The following is a 21,991-nucleotide window of genomic DNA, read 5'->3' as shown; positions in this document are numbered from 1 at the left end:
TGGCGAGGGAACGAATCAGAAGGAGGAGACCCTCCGGGCCCGCTCTTCGGCAACTTGTCCGACTGTCGGACAGGTCGGAGAAAAGTGTGGCCGGAGGTCAGCGGGGACGAGGTCGTGACGTGCGAACGGGACATCTCCTCCTACTCCTGGTGGCGCTGGTGCTGCTGTTGGGCGGATGCGCCACGCGCCCTCCGCGCGGGAGTCTGCTGAGCGGCTTTGGCACGCACGCGGCGGCGGGAAGTGCGGGTGGATTCCTCTCCCGGCAGACGGACACGTTGCAGGGAGCACCGGAGGCGAGTGGCCAGGAGGTAGACGCGCGTCCCGGTCAGTCCTCCGGTCAGGAGGTGCTCGCTCCATTCCTGGCGTGCACCTCACCTGCGGAATTCATCGAGCTCCAGCACCAGGTAGACATGCCCTGGCTGGTGGAGGGACTGGATGATTGGTCCGCCGTCCGGCTCGGCGCCCTGGGGCCTCTGCGCTCAGAGGCGGGGGCCCGCATCCTCAACCGTAAGCGCGCTGCCTTCCTCGTCACCGCCACCCGGGAGTACGGCGCCGCACGCGCCGAGCTCTTCGCCCTCTTCCTCCTCCACTCGGCCTTCACCAACGACTTGCACGAAGTGCTCACGCTGTTGGCTCGGGATAAGCAACTCGGGGAGACAGTGGGGCGGATGGGCCATGTCCGCGAGGCCCTACGGCAACGGGGCCTGCACCTCTCGGACTACGTGGACCGCCCCGAGCGCCTCGGTGACGTGGCGCGAGGTCTGGCCAGCGCCGCCCATGAAGCCCTGTCCACCAGCGAGCTGCGCCGCGGGGCCCTCGCCATGAAGTACTCCGTGCAGCGAGGACACTTGCCTCCGCCCTACCAGGCCGCTCTCGACGAGGTGGAGCGGGCGGAAATGGCCGCGGCCTTCTCGCCGGATAGCGTGGCTCTGGGCAGCTTCGACGCACTCACGTTGGGCGTACCCCTGGGCTTCTACAACCTGGTGGCTGGCACCTGCCACGGGGTGTACTCGCTGTCCCAAGGCAAGTACGAGCACGCCACGCGCGAGCTGTCGGCTGCTGCGGTGCTGGTGTCCTTGTATGCCGGGGGCAAAGGCGTGCGTCGCCTCTCTGAGGCCAGGGTCACCACGAGTGCCCCGTGGCTCCGGGTGGGGCGGCTCCAGGTGCCGGAGCTGGGCTTCGAGGGACTGGCGCAGGTGACGGAGCGCTTGTGGGCGCGGCTGGGCGGAGACGGCCTCCGCGAGCTGGCCAGGTACCTCCAGGCAAACCGGGAGGCAGCTCTCCTCGTGTACGAGCGAGGAGAGGCCGGCGCCATGGCCCTCCACGAGGCCCGAGGCGATGTGGCCAGGGCCCAGGTGTGGTTGTCCGAAGCCAAGCGGCCCGAGCGCTCAGGCTCCGCTCCAACGAAAGCCAGTGCGGGGAAGAGCCTCGGCGGCATGGCGTCCCTCGTGGACGAGGCGGCGGGTCTCTCCCGGGAAGTGGTGGAAACAAAGCTCGCGCACGCGGAGCTCGACTCCGCGGGCCCGCGTCTGTCCGGGAATGTGGCCGTCCTGGAGAAGCAGCGCCCCTCCCTCAAGGCTCCACCAATGGAAGCCCAGGGCCACCCGCTCTGGAGCGAGTACGTGTCCTATTGGGAGACTCGCCTCGCGGAGCTGAAACAGGGCAAGCCGGTCAAGCCGCCCCTTGCGTGGGCAGGCTACGAGCCGATGCGCGGGCTGTTCGCCCGAGGGCTCGCCTTCGAGCGCACCATGGTGGCCCTGCTACGTGCCGACGCGGCCTTGCCGCGAGCGCAACGCCGCTTCCTCAAGGACTTCAACCAGCCTCACATCGAGACGTCCGTGGGCGTGACGAAGCCGGGCACTCCCGGCGTCCGCTTCGCCGATGTGCTCGTCATCGAGGAACAGCCGCTTCCCAGCCAACAGCCCCGCGTGGAGACGTTCAGCTTCAAGAGCCGCGATCTGTCCCTGCTGGGTGAAGAAGCGCTGGTGGCACGAATGAAGGCGGACGCGAGTGAAGCCTTGCGGTATTACGGCAAGACGTTGGACATTCGCAGGCGCGCTCTCGAACTCCGAGGTACTCAAGTGGAGGTTCATAGGGTCCGTCTCATCTATGAGGGCGGCGCACTCCAGCCCAGGAGCTCACGACTGCGGGAGAGAGCCGTACAAAGAGCTGAGGCTGAGATCAAGGGAGTCGAGGTGCTGTTCCAGTGAAGCGGCTGAATATTCGGGAGTTGAACGTGGGGGACAGCCTCCTACTGACCTTCGACGGCGCTTTCGACCCTCCCTCGGAAATCGCTCGTGAGTTGGAGCCTTTCCTCCAGGCGCTCGAGACGTATGCGGGCGAGTGGATGCCGGACGTCATCGAAGGTAAGCGGCGGCGCAAATACTCCCGCGCCGCCATCTGGAAGGCGCTGGAGGAGAAGCGCGACGAAAACAGCATGTCCATCGGGCTCTATCGAACGAAGTTGCCCGCGTTGGATATGTCGCTCAGGCTCTGGTTCCCGCCTCTGCCTCCCGAAGTTCACATCTGGCTCGAAGTTCAACCCCTCTCCTTCTTCACGGAGGCAGAGCGCTGCCACAAGTTCGTGGATATGGTCCGTGCCTGGGCCTCTCACTACCCAGTCCCCCATGCCATGGCACACAGCATGGCTGACGATGAATTGTCTGGCGCTCCGTACTTCGGCCGCGATGAACAAACCGCGCGCAGAGACGGCTTCGACAAGATTTACGAGCTGTCCTGGCTCAACGTCTTCGGTCCAAAGCTGGTGGAGACCGTCGGCCGCGAGCGGATGCTGTCCACGCCGGCCCACCGGGTGGAGGAGCTTCCCAACGGCTCCATCCTCCTGGTGACGTGGCCCACCGCCGCCGACTTCGCTTGTGACGAGGCTCGTGTCGCCCAGGCTCGCGCCCATGTCCACCTCCGCCCGGACCTCGACTTCGACACCGTGCTTCGCTCCCTGCGCGAGCGCAGCGCCACGCTCGCTCCCGTGGTACCCCGCTTCCACCCGGACGTGGCCCCACTCCTCTCTCGTGTCGTGGACCGCGTCTCCCTCGGCGAGCGTCAGCGCAGAATCTCTGAGCTCAACGCCTGGCAGCCGCCCGAGCCCGAAGAGTGGCTCCCCGCCGACTCCGCCCTTCCTCCGGACGTGGAGGACTCCGAGCGCGTCCGCGACTACTACGGCTACCTCGCAGAGCGTCTCGTGGCGCTCCTGCACTCAAAGGTCCCCTCCGTCTTCACGGAGTCCCCCGAGTCCCTCACCGACATCGACGCCCACCTCTGGTCGGAGAACTTCCCAGAAGTTTTCGAGCGCCAACACATCGACGAGCACGCCGTACCCGCTGTAGGCGCCTACCTGGGCGAAGTGCTCGTGCGCAACCTCGGCGGCCAATGGCTTCCACGCAAGAAGCTCGGCGAGGCCCAGGTCCTCGTCGGCCAGCGCGTCTGGTTTCCCATGGTCCGCGCCCACCGCTACCTGCGCTCCCGTCAGTCCCTCCTGGACTTCTCCCTCTCCCAGCTCTACCGCACGGCCGAGCGCCACCGCGGCTGACCCGCTCCCCTCACATGTCTCCCCGCGGCGTCGTCGCCTCGCACAAGTCCCTGACGGGTGTATTTCAAAGAGCATTTGCCGTGGCGAAGAAGAAGCGCACATTCCTCGACAGGAGGAGCCCCGCCACGAAGGACAGCGGTAGCTCGGTCCTCCTGGCCCTGGTGGCGCTGGTACTGCTGGGAGGATGTGCCACGCGCCCTCCGCGAGGGAGTCTGCTGAGCGGCTTTGGCACGCACGCGGCGGCGGGAAGTGCGGGTGGATTCCTCTCCCGGGAGACGGACGCAGTCCAGGGGGCACAGGAAACACGTGCCGGTCAGGAGGTGCTCGCCCGATTTTTAGCGTGCACCTCGCCTGCGGAATTCATCGAGCTCCAGCGCCAAGTGGACATGCCCTGGCTGGTGGAGGGGCTGGATGACTGGTCCGCCGTCCGGCTCGGTGCCCTGGGGCCGCTGCGCTCGGACACGGGAGCCGATGTCCTCAACCGCAAGCGCGCCGCCTTCCTCGTCACCGCCACCCGGGAGTACGGCGCCGCACGCGCCGAGCTCTTCGCCCTCTTCCTCCTCCACTCGGCCTTCACCAACGACTTGCATGAAGTGCTCACGCTGTTGGCTCGGGATAAGCAACTCGGGGAGACAGTGGGGCGGATGGGCCATGTCCGCGAGGCCCTACGGCAACGGGGCCTGAACCTCTCGGACTACGTGGACCGTCCCGAGCGCCTCGGTGACGTGGCCCGAGGCCTGGCCAGCGCCGCCAACGAAGCCCTGTCCACCAGCGAGCTACGTCGCGGGGCGCTGGCCATGAAGTACTCCGCGCAACGCGGGCAATTGCCCCCGCCCTACCAGGCCGCCCTCGACGAGGTGGAGCGGGCGGAGATGGCACAGGCCTTCTCGCCGGGAAACGTGGCGCTGGGCAGCTTCGACTCACTCACGTTGGGCGTACCACTGGGCTTCTACAACCTGGTGGCCGGCACCTGCCACGGGGTGTACTCGCTGTCGCTGGGCAAGTACGAGCAGGCTACACGCGAGCTGTCGGCTGCCGCGGTGCTGGTGTCCTTGTACGCCGGTGGCAAAGGCGTGCGTCGCCTCTCCGAGGCCAAGAGCACCACGAGTGCCCCGTGGCTCCGGGTGAGGCAGCTCCAGGTACCGGAGCTGGGATTCGAGGGACTGGCGCAGGTGGCGGAGCGCTTGTGGGCACGGCTGGGCGGAGACGGCTTCCGCGAGCTGGCCAGGTACATTCAAGCAAACCGGGAGGCAGCTCTCCTCGTGTACGAGCGAGGAGAGGCCGGCGCCATGGCCCTCCACCAGGCTCGGGGCGATGTGGCGAGGGCCCAGGTGTGGTTGTCCGAAGCCAAGCGGCCCGAGCGCTCAGGCTCCGCTCCGACGAAAGCCGGTACGGGGAAGAGTCTCGGCGGCATGGCGTCCCTGGTGGACGAGGCGGCGGGTCTCTCCCGGGAGGTGGTGGAAACAAAGCTCGCGCACGCGGAGTTCGACTCCGCGGGCCCGCGTCTGTCCGGGAATGTGGCCGTCCTGGAGAAGCAGCGCCCCTCCCTCAAGGCTCCACCAATGGAAGCCCAGGGTCACCCGCTCTGGAGCGAGTACGTGTCCTATTGGGAGACTCGCCTCGCGGAGCTGAAGCAGGGCAAGCCGGTCAAGCCTCCCCTTGCGTGGGCAGGTTACGAGCCAATGCGCGGGTTGTTCGCCCGGGGGCTCGCCTTCGAGCGCACCATGGTGGCCCTGCTGCGTGCCGACGCGGCCCTTCCGCGAGCACAACGCCGCTTCCTCAAGGACTTCAACCAGCCTCACATCGAGACGTCCGTGGGCGTGACGAAGCCGGGCACTCCCGGCGTCCGCTTCGCCGATGTGCTCGTCATCGAGAAGCAGTCTCCCTCGGGTCAGGTACCCCGCGTGGAGACATTCAGCTTCAAGAGCCGCAATCTCCGTCTGCTTGGAAGGGACTCCCTGACCGCTCAGATGAAAGCGGACGCGAGCGAAGCCGTGCGGTATTACGGCGAGACGCTGGACATCCGCCGGCCCTCCCTCGAACTTCGCGGCAGCAAAGTGCGGGTCCACAGGGTCCGCCTCATCTACGAGGGCGGCGAACTCAAGCCCTTGGACCCGGACCTGTTGACGAAAGCCGCGCGTGCAGCTGAGAACAAGGTCAAGGGAGTGGAGGTGCTGTTCCAATGAAGGTGGTGAAGCTTCACGACTCGAACGAAGAGGATCGCCTCAGGCTCTCCTTCGAAGGTGCCTTCAACCCGGGGGCTGCACTCGAACGTGAGTTGGAGCCCTTCCTCCAGGCACTCGAGACGTACGCGGGCGAGTGGATGCCAGACGTCATTGAGGGTAAGCGGCGGCGCAAATACTCCCGCGCCGCCATTTGGAAGGCACTGGAAGAGAGGCGTGACGAAAGCAGCATGTCCATCGGGCTGTATCGCACGGCATTGCCTGCTTTGGATTTCGCGATCGATCTCGGGTTCCCGCCTCTCCCTCCCGAGCTGTCCATCTGGATCGCTGTCCAACCCCTCACCTTCTTCACGGAGGTGGAGCGCTGCCACAAGTTCGTAGACATGGTCCGTACCTGGGCTTCCCACTACCCAGTCACCTACGCCAAAGCCAACAGCTTGGCTGACGATCAGTTAGCGGGCTCTCCCTACTTCGGCCGCGATGAACAAACCGCGCGCAGAGACGGCTTCGACAAAATCTACGAGCTGTCCTGGCTCAACGTCTTCGGTCCAAAGCTGGTGGAAACCGTCGGCCGCGAGCGGATGCTGTCCACTCCGGCCCACCGGGTGGAGGAACTTCCCAACGGCTCCATCCTCCTGGTGACGTGGCCCACAGCCGCGGACTTCGCCCGTGACGAGGCCCGTGTCACCCAGGCCCGCGCCCACGTCCACCTCCGCCCGGACCTCGACTTCGACACCGTGCTTCGCTCCCTGCGCCAGCGCAGCGCCGCGCTCACTCCCGTGGCACCCCGCTTCCATCCGGACGTGGCTCCGCTCCTCTCTCGTGTCGTGGACCGCGCAGCCCTCGGTGAGCGTCAGCGCAGAATCTCTGAGCTCAACGCCTGGCAGCCGCCCGAGCCCGAAGAGTGGCTCCCCTCCGACTCCGCCCTTCCTCCGGACGTGGAGAATCCAGAGCGCGTCCGCGACTACTACGGCTACCTCGCAGAGCGCCTCGTGGCACTCCTACACTCAAAAGTCCCCTCCGTCTTCACGGAGTCCCCCGAGTCCCTCACCGATATCGACGCCCACCTCTGGTCGGAGAACTTCCCAGAAGTTTTCGAGCGCCAACACATCGACGAGCACGCCGTACCCGCTGTAGGCGCCTACCTGGGCGAAGTGCTCGTGCGCAACCTCGGCGGCCAATGGCTTCCACGCAAGAAGCTCGGCGAGGCCCAGGTCCTCGTCGGCCAGCGCGTCTGGTTTCCCATGGTCCGCGCCCACCGCTACCTGCGCTCCCGTCAGTCCCTCCTGGACTTCTCCCTCTCCCAGCTCTACCGCACGGCCGAGCGCCACCGCGGCTGACCCGCTCCCCTCACATGTCTCCCCGCGGCGTCGTCGCCTCGCACAAGTCCCTGACGGGTGTATTTCAAAGAGCATTTGCCGTGGCGAAGAAGAAGCGCACATTCCTCGACAGGAGGAGCCCCGCCACGAAGGACAGCGGTAGCTCGGTCCTCCTGGCCCTGGTGGCGCTGGTACTGCTGGGAGGATGTGCCACGCGCCCTCCGCGAGGGAGTCTGCTGAGCGGCTTTGGCACGCACGCGGCGGCGGGAAGTGCGGGTGGATTCCTCTCCCGGGAGACGGACGCAGTCCAGGGGGCACAGGAAACACGTGCCGGTCAGGAGGTGCTCGCCCGATTTTTAGCGTGCACCTCGCCTGCGGAATTCATCGAGCTCCAGCGCCAAGTGGACATGCCCTGGCTGGTGGAGGGGCTGGATGACTGGTCCGCCGTCCGGCTCGGTGCCCTGGGGCCGCTGCGCTCAGAGGCGGGGGCCCGCATCCTCAACCGCAAGCGCGCTGCCTTCCTCGTCACCGCCACCCGGGAGTACGGCGCCGCACGCGCCGAGCTCTTCGCCCTGTTCCTCCTCCACTCGGCCTTCACCAACGACTTGCATGGCCGCGACCTCTCGCTGCTGGAAGAGAAGGCTCTGAAGGCCCAAATGGTCGCGGACGCGCGCGAAGCCCTGCGGTATTACGGCGAGACGCTGAACATCCGCCGACTCTCGCTGGAGCTACTCGACAAGCAGGTGACAGTCCACAGGGTCCGCCTCATCTACGAGGGCGGCGCACTCATTCCCATGAAACCAGAGGATTTGGGGGCAGCCATGCGAGCAGCCGAGAAAAGGGTCAAGGGAGTGGAGGTGCTGTTCCAATGAAGCGGTTGAAGATCCTGGACGTGGACAACTACCTCCATCTCACTTTCGAAGGTGCCTTCGACCAGCAGGTCGCACTCGAGCATGAGCTAGAGCCTTTATTCCAAGCACTCGAGGAGTATGCGGGCGAGTGGATGCCGGATGTCGTTGAAGGCAAGCGCCGACGCAAATACTCCCGCGCCGCCATCTGGAAGGCGCTGGAAGAGGAGCGCGACGAGAACAGCACATCCATCGTGCTCGGTCGCACCAGGTGGCCCGCGTTGTATATGCTGCTCAATCTCCATTTTCCGCCGCTTCCTCCCGAGCTGAGCATCTCAATCAAGGTGCAGCCCCTGTCTTTCTTCACGGAGGTGGAGCGCTGCCGCAAGTTCGTGGACATGGTCCGTACCTGGGCCTTCCACCATCCAATCACCCACGCTCAAGCCAACAGTCTGGCCGAGGTTCAGTTGTCGGGCGCGCCATGGTTCGGCCGCGACATGCGAACCTCGATTCGAGACGGCTTCGACAAGATTTACGAGCTGTCCTGGCTCAACGTCTTCGGTCCAAAGCTGGTGGAAACCGTCGGCCGCGAGCGGATGCTGTCCACTCCGGCCCACCGGGTGGAGGAGCTTCCCAACGGCTCCATCCTCCTGGTGACGTGGCCCACCGCCGCGGACTTCGCCCGTGACGAGGCCCGTGTCGCCCAGGCCCGTGCCCACGTCCACCTCCGCCCGGACCTCGACTTCGACACCGTGCTTCGCTCCCTGCGCGAGCGCAGCGCCGCGCTCACTCCCGTGGCGCCCCGCTTCCACCCGGATGTGGCTCCTCTCCTCTCTCGTGTCGTGGACCGCGTCGCCCTCGGCGAGCGTCAGCGCAAAATCGCTGAGCTCAACGCCTGGCAGCCGCCCGAGCCCGAAGAGTGGCTCCCCGCCGACTCCGCCCTTCCTCCGGACGTGGAGGACTCCGAGCGCGTCCGCGACTACTACGGCTACCTCGCAGAGCGCCTCGTGGCACTCCTGCACTCAAAAGTCCCCTCCGTCTTCACGGAAACCCCCGAGTCCCTCACCGACATCGACGCCCACTTCTGGTCGGAGAACTTCCCCGAGGCTTTCGAGCGCCAACACATCGACGAGCACGCTGTCCCCGCCGTGGGCGCCTACCTGGGCGAGGTGCTCGTGCGCAACCTCGGCGGCCAATGGCTCCCTCGCAAGAAGCTCGGCGAGGCCCAGGTCCTCGTCGGCCAGCGCGTCTGGTTTCCCATGGTCCGCGCCCACCGCTACCTGCGCTCCCGTCAGTCCCTTCTCGACTTCTCCCTCTCCCAGCTCTACCGCACGGCCGAGCGCCACCGCGGCTGACCCACCCGGCTCACATGTCTCCCCTCGGCGTCGTCGCCTCGCACAGGTGCTCGATGAAGTCCGGCAGGAGCTGCGTCGACAGAATCCAGATGCGCCCCTCGCCCAGGTCCACCAGCCGCGCCTGCTCCGTGTACCGCGTGTGCTCCGTCTCCACGTAGTGCACGAACACGTCCAGCCCCCGAGCGCGGTACCACTCCGCCGCTCCCGCCAGCAGCGCCAGCATCGCCTCCTGCCCCTCCGCTGACGCCTCGTCCCCCAGCGGGATGATCCGCAGCCCGTTCAGCACGTTGAACAGGTTGAGCCCCGCGTGCGCCGTCTCCATCACCCCCACCGCCAGCGCGCGCCCGTCCTTGCGCGCCACCAGCACATCCCGCTCCCGCGTAAGCTTCGCCTCGCTCCACTGGCGCTTGAGCTCCGCCAGGTCAAACCGCTCCGGCACCAGGTCCAACGCCTCCCGGTACGCCTCCGGCCGCGTCGCCTTCAGCCGCTCGAAGAGCTCCGTCCGCTCCGCCTCCGTCGGCGCGCTCAGGCTGAAGCCCTCGGGCATGCTCCACTCGCGCCGCGCGTCCGCCTCCATGAAGCGGAACGGCACCATGCACGCCTGGCCCGTGTGCTGGTACCACTCGGCGAAGTCGAACGCCGTGAACTTCACCCACCTCACGTTCGCCTCGCAGTACGCGAGGAACCACTTCACCTCCGGGTCAATCTGCGCCGGCTCGAAGCCCCGCAGGTAGACGTCCCGCAGCGCGTCCCGAGCCGTGCTGCGCAGCTTCTCGTTGCGCGGCTGCTGGCGCGCCAGCTGGTGTCCCAGCCAGCTCCCCGAGTACGGCTTGAGCCACGACAGGCTCGCCTCCACCGACTCGCCGCTCGGCATCGGCCGCACCACCCGGTAGCCCAGCCGCGGGTGGCCCTCCAGCCGCTCGTGCGCGTCACGGTACTCGGCCTGCATCCGCTCGAAGTCCGCCGGGCTCTTCCCCGACAGCCGGAAGTACCCCGAGCGCTCGAACAGCTCCCACGTGCCCTGGTTCCACGGCCCCTTCACCCGCGTGTTTGGATGGCTCTGCTCCTCCACCAGCCACCGCCAGCGCGCGCCCTCCTCCTCATTCAGCGGCTCCACCCGGAGGCCACAGCGCCGGCCCAGCGACGTGCCGATGATGTTGCGCACCTCCGCCCTCACCCGCACCGGCTCCTTCCCCGGCAGCCCCACCGTCACCTCCGGCAGCACCAGCCCGGGGTACATCAGGTCCTCTCCCGGCTGCGTGGCGAAGGACAGGCCCTCGTACGAGATGTCCATCAGCTCCCGCTCCACGCGCACCTGCGGCCAGAGCGGATGGGCGAAGTGCGCCGCGCACCCTCCCCACGCCGGCGCCCTGCGCAGCTTGCGGTGGCGGTAGCGCACCAGCTCGCGCGGCAGCGCCACGCTCCACAGTCCATCCTCGTACGAGGTGTGCTCCACCAGGAAGTGCAGCACCGAGCTGAAGCCGAACACCTCCAGCGCGAAGGGCCCCGAGGGCAGCACCCCGTTGGCCTCCCACGACACCCGCCCGTCATACTTGTCGTAGAGCGCCGCCGTCAGCTCCACGTCCCCCGAGGCCGAGCGCGCCATGCCCCGGCACCGCCGCGCCGTCAGCGCCTCGAAGATGCGGCCGATGCGATCCGGCCGCGTAATGCGCTCCTTCCAGATGGGGCTCGTGTGCGGCGTCTCCAGCTGGCCCTTGTCCCTCCAGCCCTCCAGCATGGAGACGATGTGCCGCGCCTGCTCCAACAGCGGCGCCACGAAGCGCAGGCTCAGCTCCGGCGGCGCCTCCGGCCCCGGCACGTGCACGTTCATCACCTCGGCCCGCAGCGACGTGCGCTGCGCTCCCAGGCCCAACACCACATTCGCCGTCTGCCCGGGCCGCAGCGCCGTGGGCTTGGACAGGCTCATCGTCAGATGCTCCGGCGAGAGCTGCACCAGCCTCCCCGCCGACGACAACTCCCCCTCCACCGCCGCCACTGCCAACAGCCCAGGACCCATGCGGTAACCCAGGAAGCGCTCTCGGGCTCGCGTACGCTCCGCCTTCTCCGTCGCCATGGGAACTCCGTTTGTCGTGGAGAGCCGAATTACGGGTCCAGTGAAAGTTTTCATTTCTAGCGTTGTGCCGGTCATCTGGATGGGATTCCGATTCCGCCAATGTGGACACACGTCTTGGGGCTTGCAGCGGCACCGGGGGGTGGGATCTATGGAAGCGTTGCGAACCAACCCAGTCCCCCGGACCCGATGAGGAGTGAACAGCCCTCCTGTCCACCCGGTAGAGATTGCGCACGATCCTTCGCGGACGCAGGGCGTGGCTTCCCACGCTCTCCCGGTGTTTTCTTTCACTTCTCAAGAAAAGGACAAAAGGAGCGGGGCCTGTCTGGCTTCACCTGCTTCCGCAGGCGCCACCTTCAGCACCAGACATGTAGGTAGAATCCGCTCGGGTTGCGCTCTCACTCGAAAATCACGGCGTCGGCTTTCGCGTCGGAGCGGACGGCCATATAAGCTCGGCTTTCTCGAATGGCTGGGTCGAAGCTCCCCTTCGCGCCGGATGATGTGCGCGGCAGGCAGATGGGCAACTACGAGGTGCTCTGTCGCCTGAGCACGGGCGGGATGGCGGAGATCCTGCTCGCGACCCGGCGCGGCCTGGCCGGCTTCCACAAGCCCGTGGTGCTCAAGAAGATCCTCCCGGACATCCAGGGCCAGGAGGAGTTCGTCCAGATGTTCCTGGACGAGGCCCGGGTGACGGCGGCCTTCAACCACCCGAACATCGCGCAGGTGTTCGACCTGGACGTGGCCAACGACGAGCTCTTCCTGGCCATGGAGTTCGTGCCGGGCGCCACGCTGCTCGAGGTGGCCCGCGCGTGCCATGCCGCCAACGAGCCCATGCCCATGGGGTTTGCCCTCGCCGCCGCGAGGGACACGGCGCTGGCGCTGCACTACGCGCACACCTTCACGGACGCGCTCGGCCAGCCCTCGCCCGTCATCCACCGCGACGTGGCCGAGAAGAACATCATGGTGACGTACGAGGGCGTCACCAAGCTGCTGGACTTCGGCATCGCGAAGAGTCTGGCCGGTGCCAGCCGCACGCAGGTGGGCATGGTGAAGGGCACCAGCGGGTACATGTCGCCGGAGCAGATTCTGGGCGAGCCGCTGGACGCGCGGAGCGATCTCTTCAGCCTGGGCGTGGTGCTGCACGAGTGCCTCACCGGCATGCGGCTCTTCCCGGGCAAGGCGCCCGCGGCGGTGTGCAACGCGGTGCTCAAGGGCCCCATCCCCGAGCCCTCGCGCGCCAACAAGGCGATTCCCCCAGAGCTGGACGCGCTCGTGCTCAAGGCGCTGGCGCGCAAGCGCGACGAACGCCACGCGAGCACGCTGGAGTTCGCCCGCGAGCTGGAGCGCGCCGTGGCCCCGCTCATCTGGCTGCCCGAGCAGAGTGGTGAGCTGCTGCGGCGCCTCTTCGCCGAGCGGCGCGAGCAGACGCGCCAGCTGCTGGCCAGCGGCCGGGCCTCCACGGGCGAGGTGAAGCTCGCGCAACCCTTCTCGGAGAAGGAAGCGCCAGCCCCCCCTCCTCCCGCGCCGCCCGTGCGGACCCCCGCCCCGCAGCGCCTGCCCATCATCTCCGCGCCCCTCTTCCCGGCACCCGGCCAGGCCGTGCTCTCCGAGCAGACGGACATCGTCTCCTACTCGCTGGTCACCAGGCCTCCGGCGCCGCTTCCCTCCCCGGCCTCGCCACCGCCGCCTCCCCCCGAGGACACCAACGTGCAGCGGCCGGCGCAGCTCACGGCTCGCGCCCGCCCAGCCCGTGTCGCAGCCGAGCCTCCCGCGGTGACCGCCCCACCCGTTCCGGATCCGCCCCGGGCCTCCCTCCGGACCGCGACGCCCGAACCGGTCGTCCCCCGCGCGCGCAGCCTGAGCCGCACCGACGCCCTGCCGCCCCCCGTGCCTCCGGAGACGGAGTCACAGGAGCCGGAGCTCAAGACCGCCGTCATCCGGCCGCAGCGCACCACGCCCACCGGCGAGCAGCCTGTCACCTCGGACAACACCGTCCCCCGGTACAACCCCACGCGTCCGGCACGCCGGGCGTCACTGGCGCACCTGGACGCCATCACGGAAGTGCCGGAAGCCCCCACCCGGCCCTCCATCCGCTCGCCGCTGCCCCGGCCTCGCCCGGTGGAGCCCGAGGACGACCCGCCGGAGTACCCCACCCAACCCTCCCTGACGCTCCCCTCCGAGGAGGAGGAGCCCACCACCGCGCCGAACCTCCAGCGTTCGCCCCTGCCACAGAAGAACGTTGACGCAGCCTCGCCCGCGCCCGCCCGTGGAAAGGGTGTGCGGGTGGCCATGCTGCTCCTCCTGCTCCTCCTGGGTGGCGCCGCGACCCTGGTCGTGCTGCGGCTGGACGGTGGCCTCCTGTCCTCGCGGCTCTTCCCGCCTCCCCCGGCGACTCGCGCCACCGAGGCCCTCGCGGAGAGCGCTCCCGCGGCTGCGGCCCCACAGACTCTACCCCCCGACACAGGGGACGCCCCGCCGCCCGCCGAGGCGCCGCAACCTCCTCCTGCCGAGTCCGCCCCGCCGGAGCCCACGGCCCTCGCGCCCACCACCCCCACCGCCGAAGCCCCTCCCCCCGCGCAGGAGCCTCCCCCCAACGTGGCCTCCGAGAGCGTGAAGGACGAGGAGCCCGCGCAGCCAGTGAAGCGCGGCAAGGCGTCGGCAGGCCCGCGCCGCAAGCGAAGTGCGACCCCCGTGGGCGTGGAGACCTCTCCCGAGCTGGTGACGAACTCCGACGAGGCAGACCGGGCGTGGCAGGCCCTGGAGCGGGAGCGCTCCGGGGCGGCCGGGACCTCCAGTGACAAGGGTTTCTTGACACTCGCCACGGACCAGTACGTCACCGTCTACCGGGGCAGCGAGCGGCTGGGCGACACTCCGCTCTTCCGGGTTCCCCTTCCCCCGGGCAAGCACACCCTGCGGCTCGTCGCGGACGGTAAGTCCTTGAAAGTCCTGGTGGAAATCAAGACGGGCCAGGTCACCTCCATCCGCGGACCCCTCTCCAAGCTCTCCGGGGAGTGAGCAGCCAAGAGAGCCCTGAAGTTCGTCACGAACCCCCGGAGCGCGTTCAGGTGAACAGCTCCTGCGGCTGATAGGTGCACGACGCGGGGCGTATCGGGTACGAAGGGGGGGCGGAACGAGGTACCGGGGTGGGGGCATGGAGCCGGGGGGGTTCCGCGCCCTCACCCTTCTCGTTTTCCAGCCGTCAGCTCAGCCGGAAGATGCTCTTGAGCCGATCGAGGATGTGGTGCTCCTCCGAGACAGGCAGCGTCTCGCCGGAAGCCGTCATCGCCGCGTTCAACTGCGTGCGCCGGTGCGCCAGCATCCCCGACAGCTTGGGCGCCAGCTCCGGGTGCTCGTCGAAGAGCCGCGCGAACACGGGCCTGTCCAGCTCCAGCAACACCACATCCGTGAGCGCCACCACCGTCGCCGTGCGCGGCTCGCCCGTCAGCAGCGACATCTCCCCGAAGTAGTTGCCCCGCGACAGCCGAGACACCTCCACCCCACCCGCGCGCACGGACAGCTCTCCACGGCCCACGAGGTAGAAGGTGTTGCCCATCTCCCCCTGCTCGATGACGTGCTCACCCTTCCCGAAGCGCTTGGGCACCATCTCCCGCCGCAACCGCGCGCGCTCCTCCTCCTTGAGCACCTTGAAGAGGTCCACCCGCCGCAACATCTCGGCCACGGCCTCCTCGGGGAACTCGGGGGCGGGCGGGCCGCCCGACTGCGCCCGGCCCTTCGGGAAGGGCACCTCGATGCCCTCGCGCCGGAAGCTGTACCAGAGCCGGGTGTACACCTCCTCCTTCACCCAGTCCGCATGCCCGAACTCCTCCACGTAGTAGCGCACCTGGTAGAGGATGCCCGGCTCCTCATAGGCCCACGTGCGGCAGACGGGCGCGGGCTGGCGCAGCATCAGCGGCACGTTCTCCAGCGCCTCCAGCACCACCGCCTTCACCTCGTTGGGTGCCCGCTCGTGCGAGGCATGGAAGTGGATGTCCACGGCCACGGGCATCCCGCCGCGTGAGTAGTTCCTCACCGCCTCCTTGGAGCAGATGTTGTTGGGCAGGGTGACGATCTCCTTGCGAGACGTCTCGATGCGCGTGGCGCGCCAGGCGATCTGCACCACACGCCCGGTGATGTCCCGGATGGTGACCCAGTCCCCCACCTGGTAGGGGCGCTCGAGCTGCAGGGACAGGCCGGCGAAGAGGTTGCCCAGCGTGTCCTGCATCGCGAGACCGAGCACCACCGAGACGATGGCGGAGGTGGCCACCAGGCTCGTCAGGTCCACGTCGAGCTGCGTCTTGAGGATGGGGATGACGCAGAGGGCATAGAGCGAGAAGTCGAGGACGTCGCGCAGAATCTTGGGGATGGGCACGCGCGAGCGCAGGCGCACCAGGAGCAGCGCGAAGGACACCGTCACTCGAATGGCGCCGAAGGCGAGGGCGAGCATCCACACCACGCGCAGCACCTGCCGCGCCTGGGGGTACAGGAGCGCGCCGAACTCCCCGTCCACCGCGCGCAGCACGAGGAACGTCACCAGGAGGCCGACGGCCCCACCCAGGTCCTTGCGCAACTGCGCGTCCGAGCTCAACGCCCGGATGACGAAGACGAGCAACGTGAGGACTGCACCCACGACCAGAGAGAGGTGACTTGGCGGGATGGAGAGCACGCCGCGAGCGTGCTCTCCGTGCCCAGGAGGGTCAAGGCACCGGGAGTCTCTCTCATTCCCCGAGTCTTCTGATGGGCAGTGCCCACGGCTCGCGGCCTGTAGGCGAGTTGTCGACGGTGAAGTAGACGTGCTCTCGCGTGGCGATAAAGCGAGAGGGATTGCCACCTACCCGGCCTGGCACCAGTTCCTGGAGCAGTCGAGTCCCCGCCGGCGTGCCGTCACTCACCCACAGCTCGCGGCCCCGGAGGCCATCGTCCGCGGAGAACAGCAGCCGGCCGGCCACCGGGAACAGGTTGAGGGGATTGCTCGAGCTCGGACCCGGCGAGATATCCGCGACCAGGACGGTCCCCGCCTCCGTGCCATCACTCACCCACAGCTCGCGCCCGAAGGTGCCATCATCCTCGGCACCGAAGAAGAGCCGATCTCCGACAACCACCAGGGGATCCGGCAAGGAGCTGTCCGGTCCCGGGCGGATGTCCCGCACCCTCACGGTCCCTTCGGCCGTGCCGTCACTCCGCCACAGCTCGGAGCCGTACTCGGGCTCATACCCGATGAAGAAGACCGTGCTGCCCAGCACCGTGAGCTGCCTGGGCGAGCCGCTCATGGAGCCGATGGAGATGGCCCGGACCAGGACAGTGCCTTCCGACGTCAGATCACTTCGCCACAGCTCGGTGCCCTCGAACGTGAAGACGCGCAAGAAGAGCAGCTCGGGCGTGGCGGCCAGCTCTTCGATGAACAGGCTGTCCGGTCCGGGGAGGAGCTCCACCGCGAGCTGCGTGCCTGGCTCCGTCCCGTCCGAGCGCCACAGCTCGCGACCATGAGCCTCGTCGGTGGCGACGAAGACGAGCTGCCCGTTCCACGCGGTGAAGTAGGTCGGCGACGAGCCCTCGGGGCCTGGCCAGATGTCCCTCACCAACCACGTGCCCTCGGGTGTCCCATCGCTCCGCCACAGCTCCTGGCCGTGCACACCATCGTCCGCGGAGAAGTACAGCACCCCATTCAGGACGATCCATTCGATGGCACCGCTGCTCCCGGCTCCAGGGAAGATGTCCTTCACGAGCCGTGTGCTCCCGGGCGTCCCGCTGCTCCGCCACAGCTCTTCGCCGTGCACGCCATCGTCCGCGAAGAAGAGCAGCACGCCTCCACCGAGATCGACCATCTTCGAGGGGAACGAGCCCTCGGGCCCGGGGCGGATGTCCTCGACGAGCCGCGCGCCTCCGAGAGAACCATCCAACCTCCAGAGCTCGGTGCCGAAGCTTGGATCAAACGCGTCGACGAAGAGCAGCCCGCCCACGCTCGCCTGCCAGAAGATGCCCGAGTCCCCCCCACCCGGGACGATGTCCTGCACCAGGTACGCGGGCCCGAAGTCGCCCGGCTCCTCCCCCACCTGGGCCTCGGGCCCGACACGCACGGTAGCGGCCGTGCCCGCCGTCAGGGCCCACAACTCCGTGCCGCGCCTCGGCTCCGTCGCCGCGAAGAACACCCGCGCACCGGACTGCGTAAACCCATGGGGCGCGCTGGAGAAGGGACCGGTCACCAGGTCCGCGATCCGCCTCGTTCCCTCGAGCGTGCCGTCACTCGTCCACGGCTCGTGCCCTGAAGCCCATGCCTCGCGAGCGGTGAAGAAGAGCCGGCCGGCCTGCGCCGTCAGGTACGCGATGCTGGAGCCTTGCACCCCAGGCCTCACGTCCCGGAGGAGGAAGGTGCCGCCCGCGGTTCCGTCACTGCGCCACAACTCATCCCCCACGGCCGGCGTGTACGCGGAGAAGTACAGGATGCCATCCAGCCCCGTGAGCTCGCGAAGGTACGGACTGTCAGGCCCCGGGACGATGTCCTCCACCAGGCCTGTTCCCTCGCGTGTGCCGTCGCTCGTCCACAGCTCGCTGCCGTGCACACCCTCATTGGCGACAAAGAAGAGCCGGCTCCCCGTGGCGATGAGATCAGAGAACAGCCGAGCGGGCACTTCCGCGACAAGCACCGTCCCTTCGGGCGTGCCATCGCTCCTCCAGACCCAGAAGGGCGCGCGAGGGAAGCCGTCCACATCCTCCTCATACAGAACGAAGTAGAGCAGGCCCTCCGCGGCCACGGGGCCGATCGGGAACACGATGCCGGGCTCGTCCGTGAAGTCACGCAGCAGGACGGTGCCCTCCGCCGTGCCGTCACTGCGGTAGAGCGCCCGGTCCACGAAGAAGTAGAGCTGGCCCTCCCACACCGTCAGCGTTTGCGGAGAGGAAAACAACCAGTCGACGATGGGCCGGGTACTGTCGGGCGTGCCCTCCGTCCGCCACAGCATGCCGCCCATCTCGAAGGAGAACGCGGAGAAGTAGAGGACACCGTCCAGCGCGGCCACCGCACCGATGTACGTGCTCTCTGGCCCAGGGGAGAGGTCCTCCACGAGCTGCGTGCCCTCGGGTGTCCCGTCGCTCGTCCACAGCTCGTGACCGTGGATGCCATCATCCGCGGAGAAGAAGACACGCGGCCCCGCCCCCGTGAGACGGAAGATCCCCGAGTCGTCCGGCCCGGGACGGATGTCCTCCACCAGGCGCGTCCCAGCGGACGTCCCGTCGCTCGCCCACAGCTCGGTGCCATGCTCGGCGTCCGTGGCGACGAAGAAGAGCGTTCCCGCCGCGTCCGTCAGCTGGCTCGGACCGGAGCTGAGCTGACCCGGGACGATGTCTTCGACTCGATACGGCTCGCCGAGCCGGTGAGAGGCCGGAGCCGTCACCAGCCGCAACTCGACGGCTTCCAGCCCGTCCTCGAGTGACTCCGCGGAGGAGCGAGGGGACTCACCGCAAGCCAGGCTCATGGTGAGGGCCAGCGGGAACAACCGAAGGAGTGCGGTAGACAAGCGCATACAAAGCTAAAGGTGGATGCGCGCCCCCGCGTGCCTAGAGGACCTCCAATCGGTTGTGCGTGTCGGCTACACCACGCAGTGACTACAGCCGGCGACCAAAGGGCTGGCCATCCAACAACAAATAAACCTGGCCGTCCGGGGCGCTCTGGAAGCTCACGTTCACACCCTCGTTGATGCCGAGGTGATGCCGGATGACGAAATCATTGTCACCGTAGGGCTCGAGCTCCAGGACCTGGGCGGGCGTCGTATAGGTCCAGTCCGCCAGCAGCTTGCCTGACGACACATAGAGCCGCATCACGCCATAGATGGGGAGGAGGTAGTTGCCCACGTACTTCTCCCACACGGAGGTGTCCGGCACGAAGGTGCTGGGAGGCCGGTAGACCAGGGGAGGAGCCGGAGGAGGCTCAGCGCCCAACATCAGCGCGGCAACGCCCTTGGCCAACTCCTGAACATGGAGCCGCTGCCAACCACGCTGCCGTCGTGGTAGACGGCCTGCCGTCCGAACATCGACCCCAGCTCCCAACCATACCCATACGCTCCGGTGGCGGAGGTGGCCGCCGCGGGCTGCCACATCTCGCGGAGGGACTCCGGGGTGATGACGCGGCTGTGGAGACCTTGACCCTTCGCGAGCAGCGCGGCCAGGTAGGAGCTCACGTCACGGGCCGAGGAATAGGTCGAGGACCCAGCCGGGTGCTGCTCACGTGCGAGCAGCATGGGCGCGGGGCGCGTCTCCCCCCGTGTCCACACGTAGCCTTGAGCCAGAGGGGCGGTCGTGCCCTCCGGAGGGCCAAAGGTGGTGTGCTTCATCATCAGGGGATGGATGACATGGCTCGCCAGGTACAGCTCATAAGACATACCGGACACCCTCTGGACGATGAGCCCCAACACAGCGTAGCCCGTGTTGGAGTACATCCAGCCCTGGCCCGGTGGGAAGGCGAGGCTCAACTGCGAGAACGAGCGCACCCGGCGCTCCAGCGCACCGGCATCCGTGGTGCCCTCGAGGAGAGACTTCGCTGGCATTCCCGAGGTATGTGCCAGGAGTTGCTTCACGAGGATGCTGCTGCCCTTCCCATCCGCGGTCTGGAACCAGGGGATGTAGCGCGTCACCGGCGCCTCCAGGTCCACCTGCCCCTGCTCCACCAATTGCATGAGGGCCAGCGCCGTCATGGACTTGGTGGTCGAGCCGATCGACACAAGGGAGCACGAGGTCATCGACTCGCCCGTCGCCAGGTTGCTGCTCCCATAACCCCGGACGTACACGGGCTTGCCTTCACGCAGGACCACCAGCGAGAGCCCGGGGATGTGGCCATGCTGCATGCGCTCTCCGACGAACTTGTCGATGCGCTCCTTCAGCTGCGCGGACAGGGAGCCCTCCGTCTCCAGACAGCAGCTGGAGCACGACTCCAACGAGGGCTCGGCGTGGGCGGTACTCCAACTGGCACCCAGGGAGAGCGCGGCGGCGAGGACGAATCTCTTCATCATCAAGGTGAGCTGCTCCAATGACCTGGGACGGTCCGGCCAACCGCCCCTGCTTCAACTGACTTGGTCTCCAGAGCACCTGGAATTGATCAAAGATTTTTATCGATTTGCTGGGTCACCCGCTCGGCAATGCGACTGTTCCATACATTGAGGGAATCGGTGAGAATTGCGCTTCCGTCGACCTGTCCGGCAAGCTTCCATTCGTCGATGGATTCGTCGTTGCGCAGAAGCGTGCCGTTGCCCGTCGGGACCAGCTCCCACACATGAACGGCGCCATCCGTGCCATTCCAGACCAACCGGCGCTCGGCTTCCACGACAACGAGACGAGACTCCACCACCTGGCCCTGAGGTTCCCAAAAGATCACCGAACCGGGTGCGAGGGGCCCTTCGAGCCGCGCCGAAGCAAATTCGGGCATCCACTCGGTCCAGCGGTCGATATCGGTCAACACCGACCAAACAGCCTTCGGCGGTGCGTCGATGAGCAGTTCGGTGCGCGCGATGGTTGCTGCGTTCGGATTGATTTCCGTTCGGATGCTGGGCACGTCCTGGTCTTGGTCCTGGTCCTGGCATCGGACATGAGAAATCGCGAGGATGGCGAGAAGTAGGATCTTGGCAAGGCCAGCTATTCTGTTCATCGATATCTCCGTTGTACCGCGGGTTGAAGATCGGAAGTCCTGGGCGAGACGGTCAGGCCACGGAAAGTGCGTTGACGGCGCTCTCCGGCAGGCAGCCGAGATGGACCAGGGTGGTCCGCACGGCGGCGTCGAGGCCCGTGCGCGGCTCGGGTCCGATCAGCTCGGTAAGGCGGCGATTGTCCAGTCGGACCGGATAGCGCCAATACGGGGCGATCTCGGCCGCTTCGCGCGGGAAGCCACGGAACGGCGAAAGCAGCGCCATCAGCCACCACGGGAAGTGCCGCGTGGCAACCTTTCGTCCGACGACACGGGAGATGGCCTCGACGAGGCCGGTGCCACTCTGGTCGTAATACCCTTCGAATTGCACCCGCTCGAAGGGTTGAAGCTTTTCGCTTTCATCGAGCAGACGCGCCGCGGTCTCTGCCAGGTCCGGGAGATAGGCCCAGCTATGGCCACCATCGCGGGTAAGCTCGGTGATCCGGTGCACCGGCTTTCCAGGCGTCACCATGGCCTGGGCGAACCAACTCGCGCGTGTGCCGGGACCAAAGAAGTCGCCAGCCCGCAGGATCAGCGAGGGGACCTCAGGGGCGGCCTGTTCCAGCCGGCGTTCCAGCTCCACACGGATGGCTCCCTTGCGGCTGCACGGCTGCTGCGGCGTGCTTGCATCGATCACCGGCGTCCGGGCAGGATCGAAATTGTAGATCGTACCCGGCAGGAGAATGCGCGCGCCACCAGCCACCTGGGCGGCGGCAATCGTGTTGTCGATCATCGGCAGCACGAGCTTGTCCCAGTTGGCATAGTTCGGCGGGTTGACCGCATGGACGATCACCGAAACGCCACGGGCATGCTCGACCACGTCCGCGCGGCGCATCGCATCGCCCTTCACCCACTCGATCTGTTGGTTCTGCTTGTGAGCCGCCGCGGCGTCGCGGGCCATGCCGCGAACCTTCCAGCCATGGCGGAGTAGCGCGCCGGCAATGGCTCCGCCTATTCCGCCAGTTGCGCCAAGGACAAGGGCTGTTTTGTTGGTTTCCATG

14 protein-coding genes are annotated in these 21,991 nt (G+C 67.4%); 7 read left to right on the top strand and 7 right to left on the bottom strand.

The window, feature by feature from the left end:
* Positions 1 to 119: 119 nt before the first annotated feature.
* The 6 genes from F0U60_RS00605 (at position 120) to F0U60_RS00580 (ending at position 9,252) form a co-directional block, all read left to right on the top strand.
* Positions 120 to 2,210 carry a hypothetical protein gene (locus tag F0U60_RS00605; RefSeq protein WP_395812811.1) on the top strand — a complete coding sequence of 697 codons (2,091 nt, stop codon included), beginning with the start codon at positions 120 to 122 and terminating at the stop codon, positions 2,208 to 2,210.
* Positions 2,207 to 3,547, top strand: coding sequence for a hypothetical protein (locus F0U60_RS00600; RefSeq protein ID WP_395812809.1), 1,341 nt, complete (start codon positions 2,207 to 2,209; stop codon positions 3,545 to 3,547). The genes F0U60_RS00605 and F0U60_RS00600 overlap by 4 nt, the downstream gene beginning before the upstream one ends.
* Before the next feature lie 80 nt (positions 3,548 to 3,627).
* Positions 3,628 to 5,733, top strand: a complete 2,106-nt coding sequence (locus F0U60_RS00595; RefSeq protein ID WP_395812807.1) for a hypothetical protein — start codon at positions 3,628 to 3,630, stop codon at positions 5,731 to 5,733.
* On the top strand, positions 5,730 to 7,070 hold the full coding sequence (locus tag F0U60_RS00590) for a hypothetical protein (protein ID WP_395812805.1): 1,341 nt from the start codon (positions 5,730 to 5,732) through the stop codon (positions 7,068 to 7,070). The genes F0U60_RS00595 and F0U60_RS00590 overlap by 4 nt, the downstream gene beginning before the upstream one ends.
* 80 nt (positions 7,071 to 7,150) lie before the next feature.
* Positions 7,151 to 7,921 carry a hypothetical protein gene (locus F0U60_RS00585; protein ID WP_395812803.1) on the top strand — a complete coding sequence of 257 codons (771 nt, stop codon included), beginning with the start codon at positions 7,151 to 7,153 and terminating at the stop codon, positions 7,919 to 7,921.
* Positions 7,918 to 9,252 carry a hypothetical protein gene (locus F0U60_RS00580; protein ID WP_395812801.1) on the top strand — a complete coding sequence of 445 codons (1,335 nt, stop codon included), beginning with the start codon at positions 7,918 to 7,920 and terminating at the stop codon, positions 9,250 to 9,252. Before F0U60_RS00585 ends, F0U60_RS00580 begins: the two co-directional genes overlap by 4 nt.
* Positions 9,253 to 9,262: 10 nt before the next feature.
* Here F0U60_RS00580 and F0U60_RS00575 read toward each other — a convergent pair whose 3' ends face one another.
* On the bottom strand, positions 9,263 to 11,326 hold the full coding sequence (locus F0U60_RS00575; protein ID WP_395812799.1) for a PilZ domain-containing protein: 2,064 nt from the start codon (positions 11,324 to 11,326) through the stop codon (positions 9,263 to 9,265).
* 462 nt (positions 11,327 to 11,788) lie between these two features.
* Between F0U60_RS00575 and F0U60_RS00570 the strand changes: the two genes are divergently transcribed.
* Positions 11,789 to 14,338, top strand: coding sequence for a protein kinase (locus F0U60_RS00570; protein WP_395812797.1), 2,550 nt, complete (start codon positions 11,789 to 11,791; stop codon positions 14,336 to 14,338).
* Positions 14,339 to 14,522: 184 nt separating this feature from the next.
* Here F0U60_RS00570 and F0U60_RS00565 read toward each other — a convergent pair whose 3' ends face one another.
* The 6 genes from F0U60_RS00565 to F0U60_RS00540 form a co-directional block, all read right to left on the bottom strand.
* Positions 14,523 to 15,986, bottom strand: a complete 1,464-nt coding sequence (locus F0U60_RS00565) for a cyclic nucleotide-binding domain-containing protein (RefSeq protein ID WP_395812795.1) — start codon at positions 15,984 to 15,986, stop codon at positions 14,523 to 14,525.
* A 52-nt stretch (positions 15,987 to 16,038) separates the two neighbouring features.
* Positions 16,039 to 18,840 (bottom strand): ELWxxDGT repeat protein, encoded by a 2,802-nt coding sequence (locus tag F0U60_RS00560; RefSeq protein WP_395812793.1) that lies wholly within the window; start codon positions 18,838 to 18,840, stop codon positions 16,039 to 16,041.
* An 82-nt stretch (positions 18,841 to 18,922) separates the two neighbouring features.
* The gene (locus tag F0U60_RS00555) at positions 18,923 to 19,282 is read right to left on the bottom strand and encodes a DUF3471 domain-containing protein (RefSeq protein WP_395812791.1); all 360 of its coding nucleotides are present in this window, start codon (positions 19,280 to 19,282) and stop codon (positions 18,923 to 18,925) included.
* The gene (locus F0U60_RS00550) at positions 19,258 to 20,322 is read right to left on the bottom strand and encodes a serine hydrolase domain-containing protein (protein ID WP_395825909.1); all 1,065 of its coding nucleotides are present in this window, start codon (positions 20,320 to 20,322) and stop codon (positions 19,258 to 19,260) included. The genes F0U60_RS00555 and F0U60_RS00550 overlap by 25 nt, the downstream gene beginning before the upstream one ends.
* An 86-nt stretch (positions 20,323 to 20,408) precedes the next feature.
* Positions 20,409 to 20,954 (bottom strand): SRPBCC family protein, encoded by a 546-nt coding sequence (locus F0U60_RS00545; RefSeq protein ID WP_395812789.1) that lies wholly within the window; start codon positions 20,952 to 20,954, stop codon positions 20,409 to 20,411.
* Between the two features lie 52 nt (positions 20,955 to 21,006).
* Positions 21,007 to 21,990 (bottom strand): NAD(P)H-binding protein, encoded by a 984-nt coding sequence (locus F0U60_RS00540; RefSeq protein WP_395812787.1) that lies wholly within the window; start codon positions 21,988 to 21,990, stop codon positions 21,007 to 21,009.
* Position 21,991 lies beyond the last annotated feature (1 nt).

Origin of the sequence: Archangium minus, from assembly GCF_044360475.1 — a bacterium.
GTDB lineage: Bacteria > Myxococcota > Myxococcia > Myxococcales > Myxococcaceae > Archangium > Archangium minus.
The sequence above is the reverse complement of the archived record's forward strand: the minus strand, read 5'-3'. Positions and strand labels throughout refer to the sequence as shown.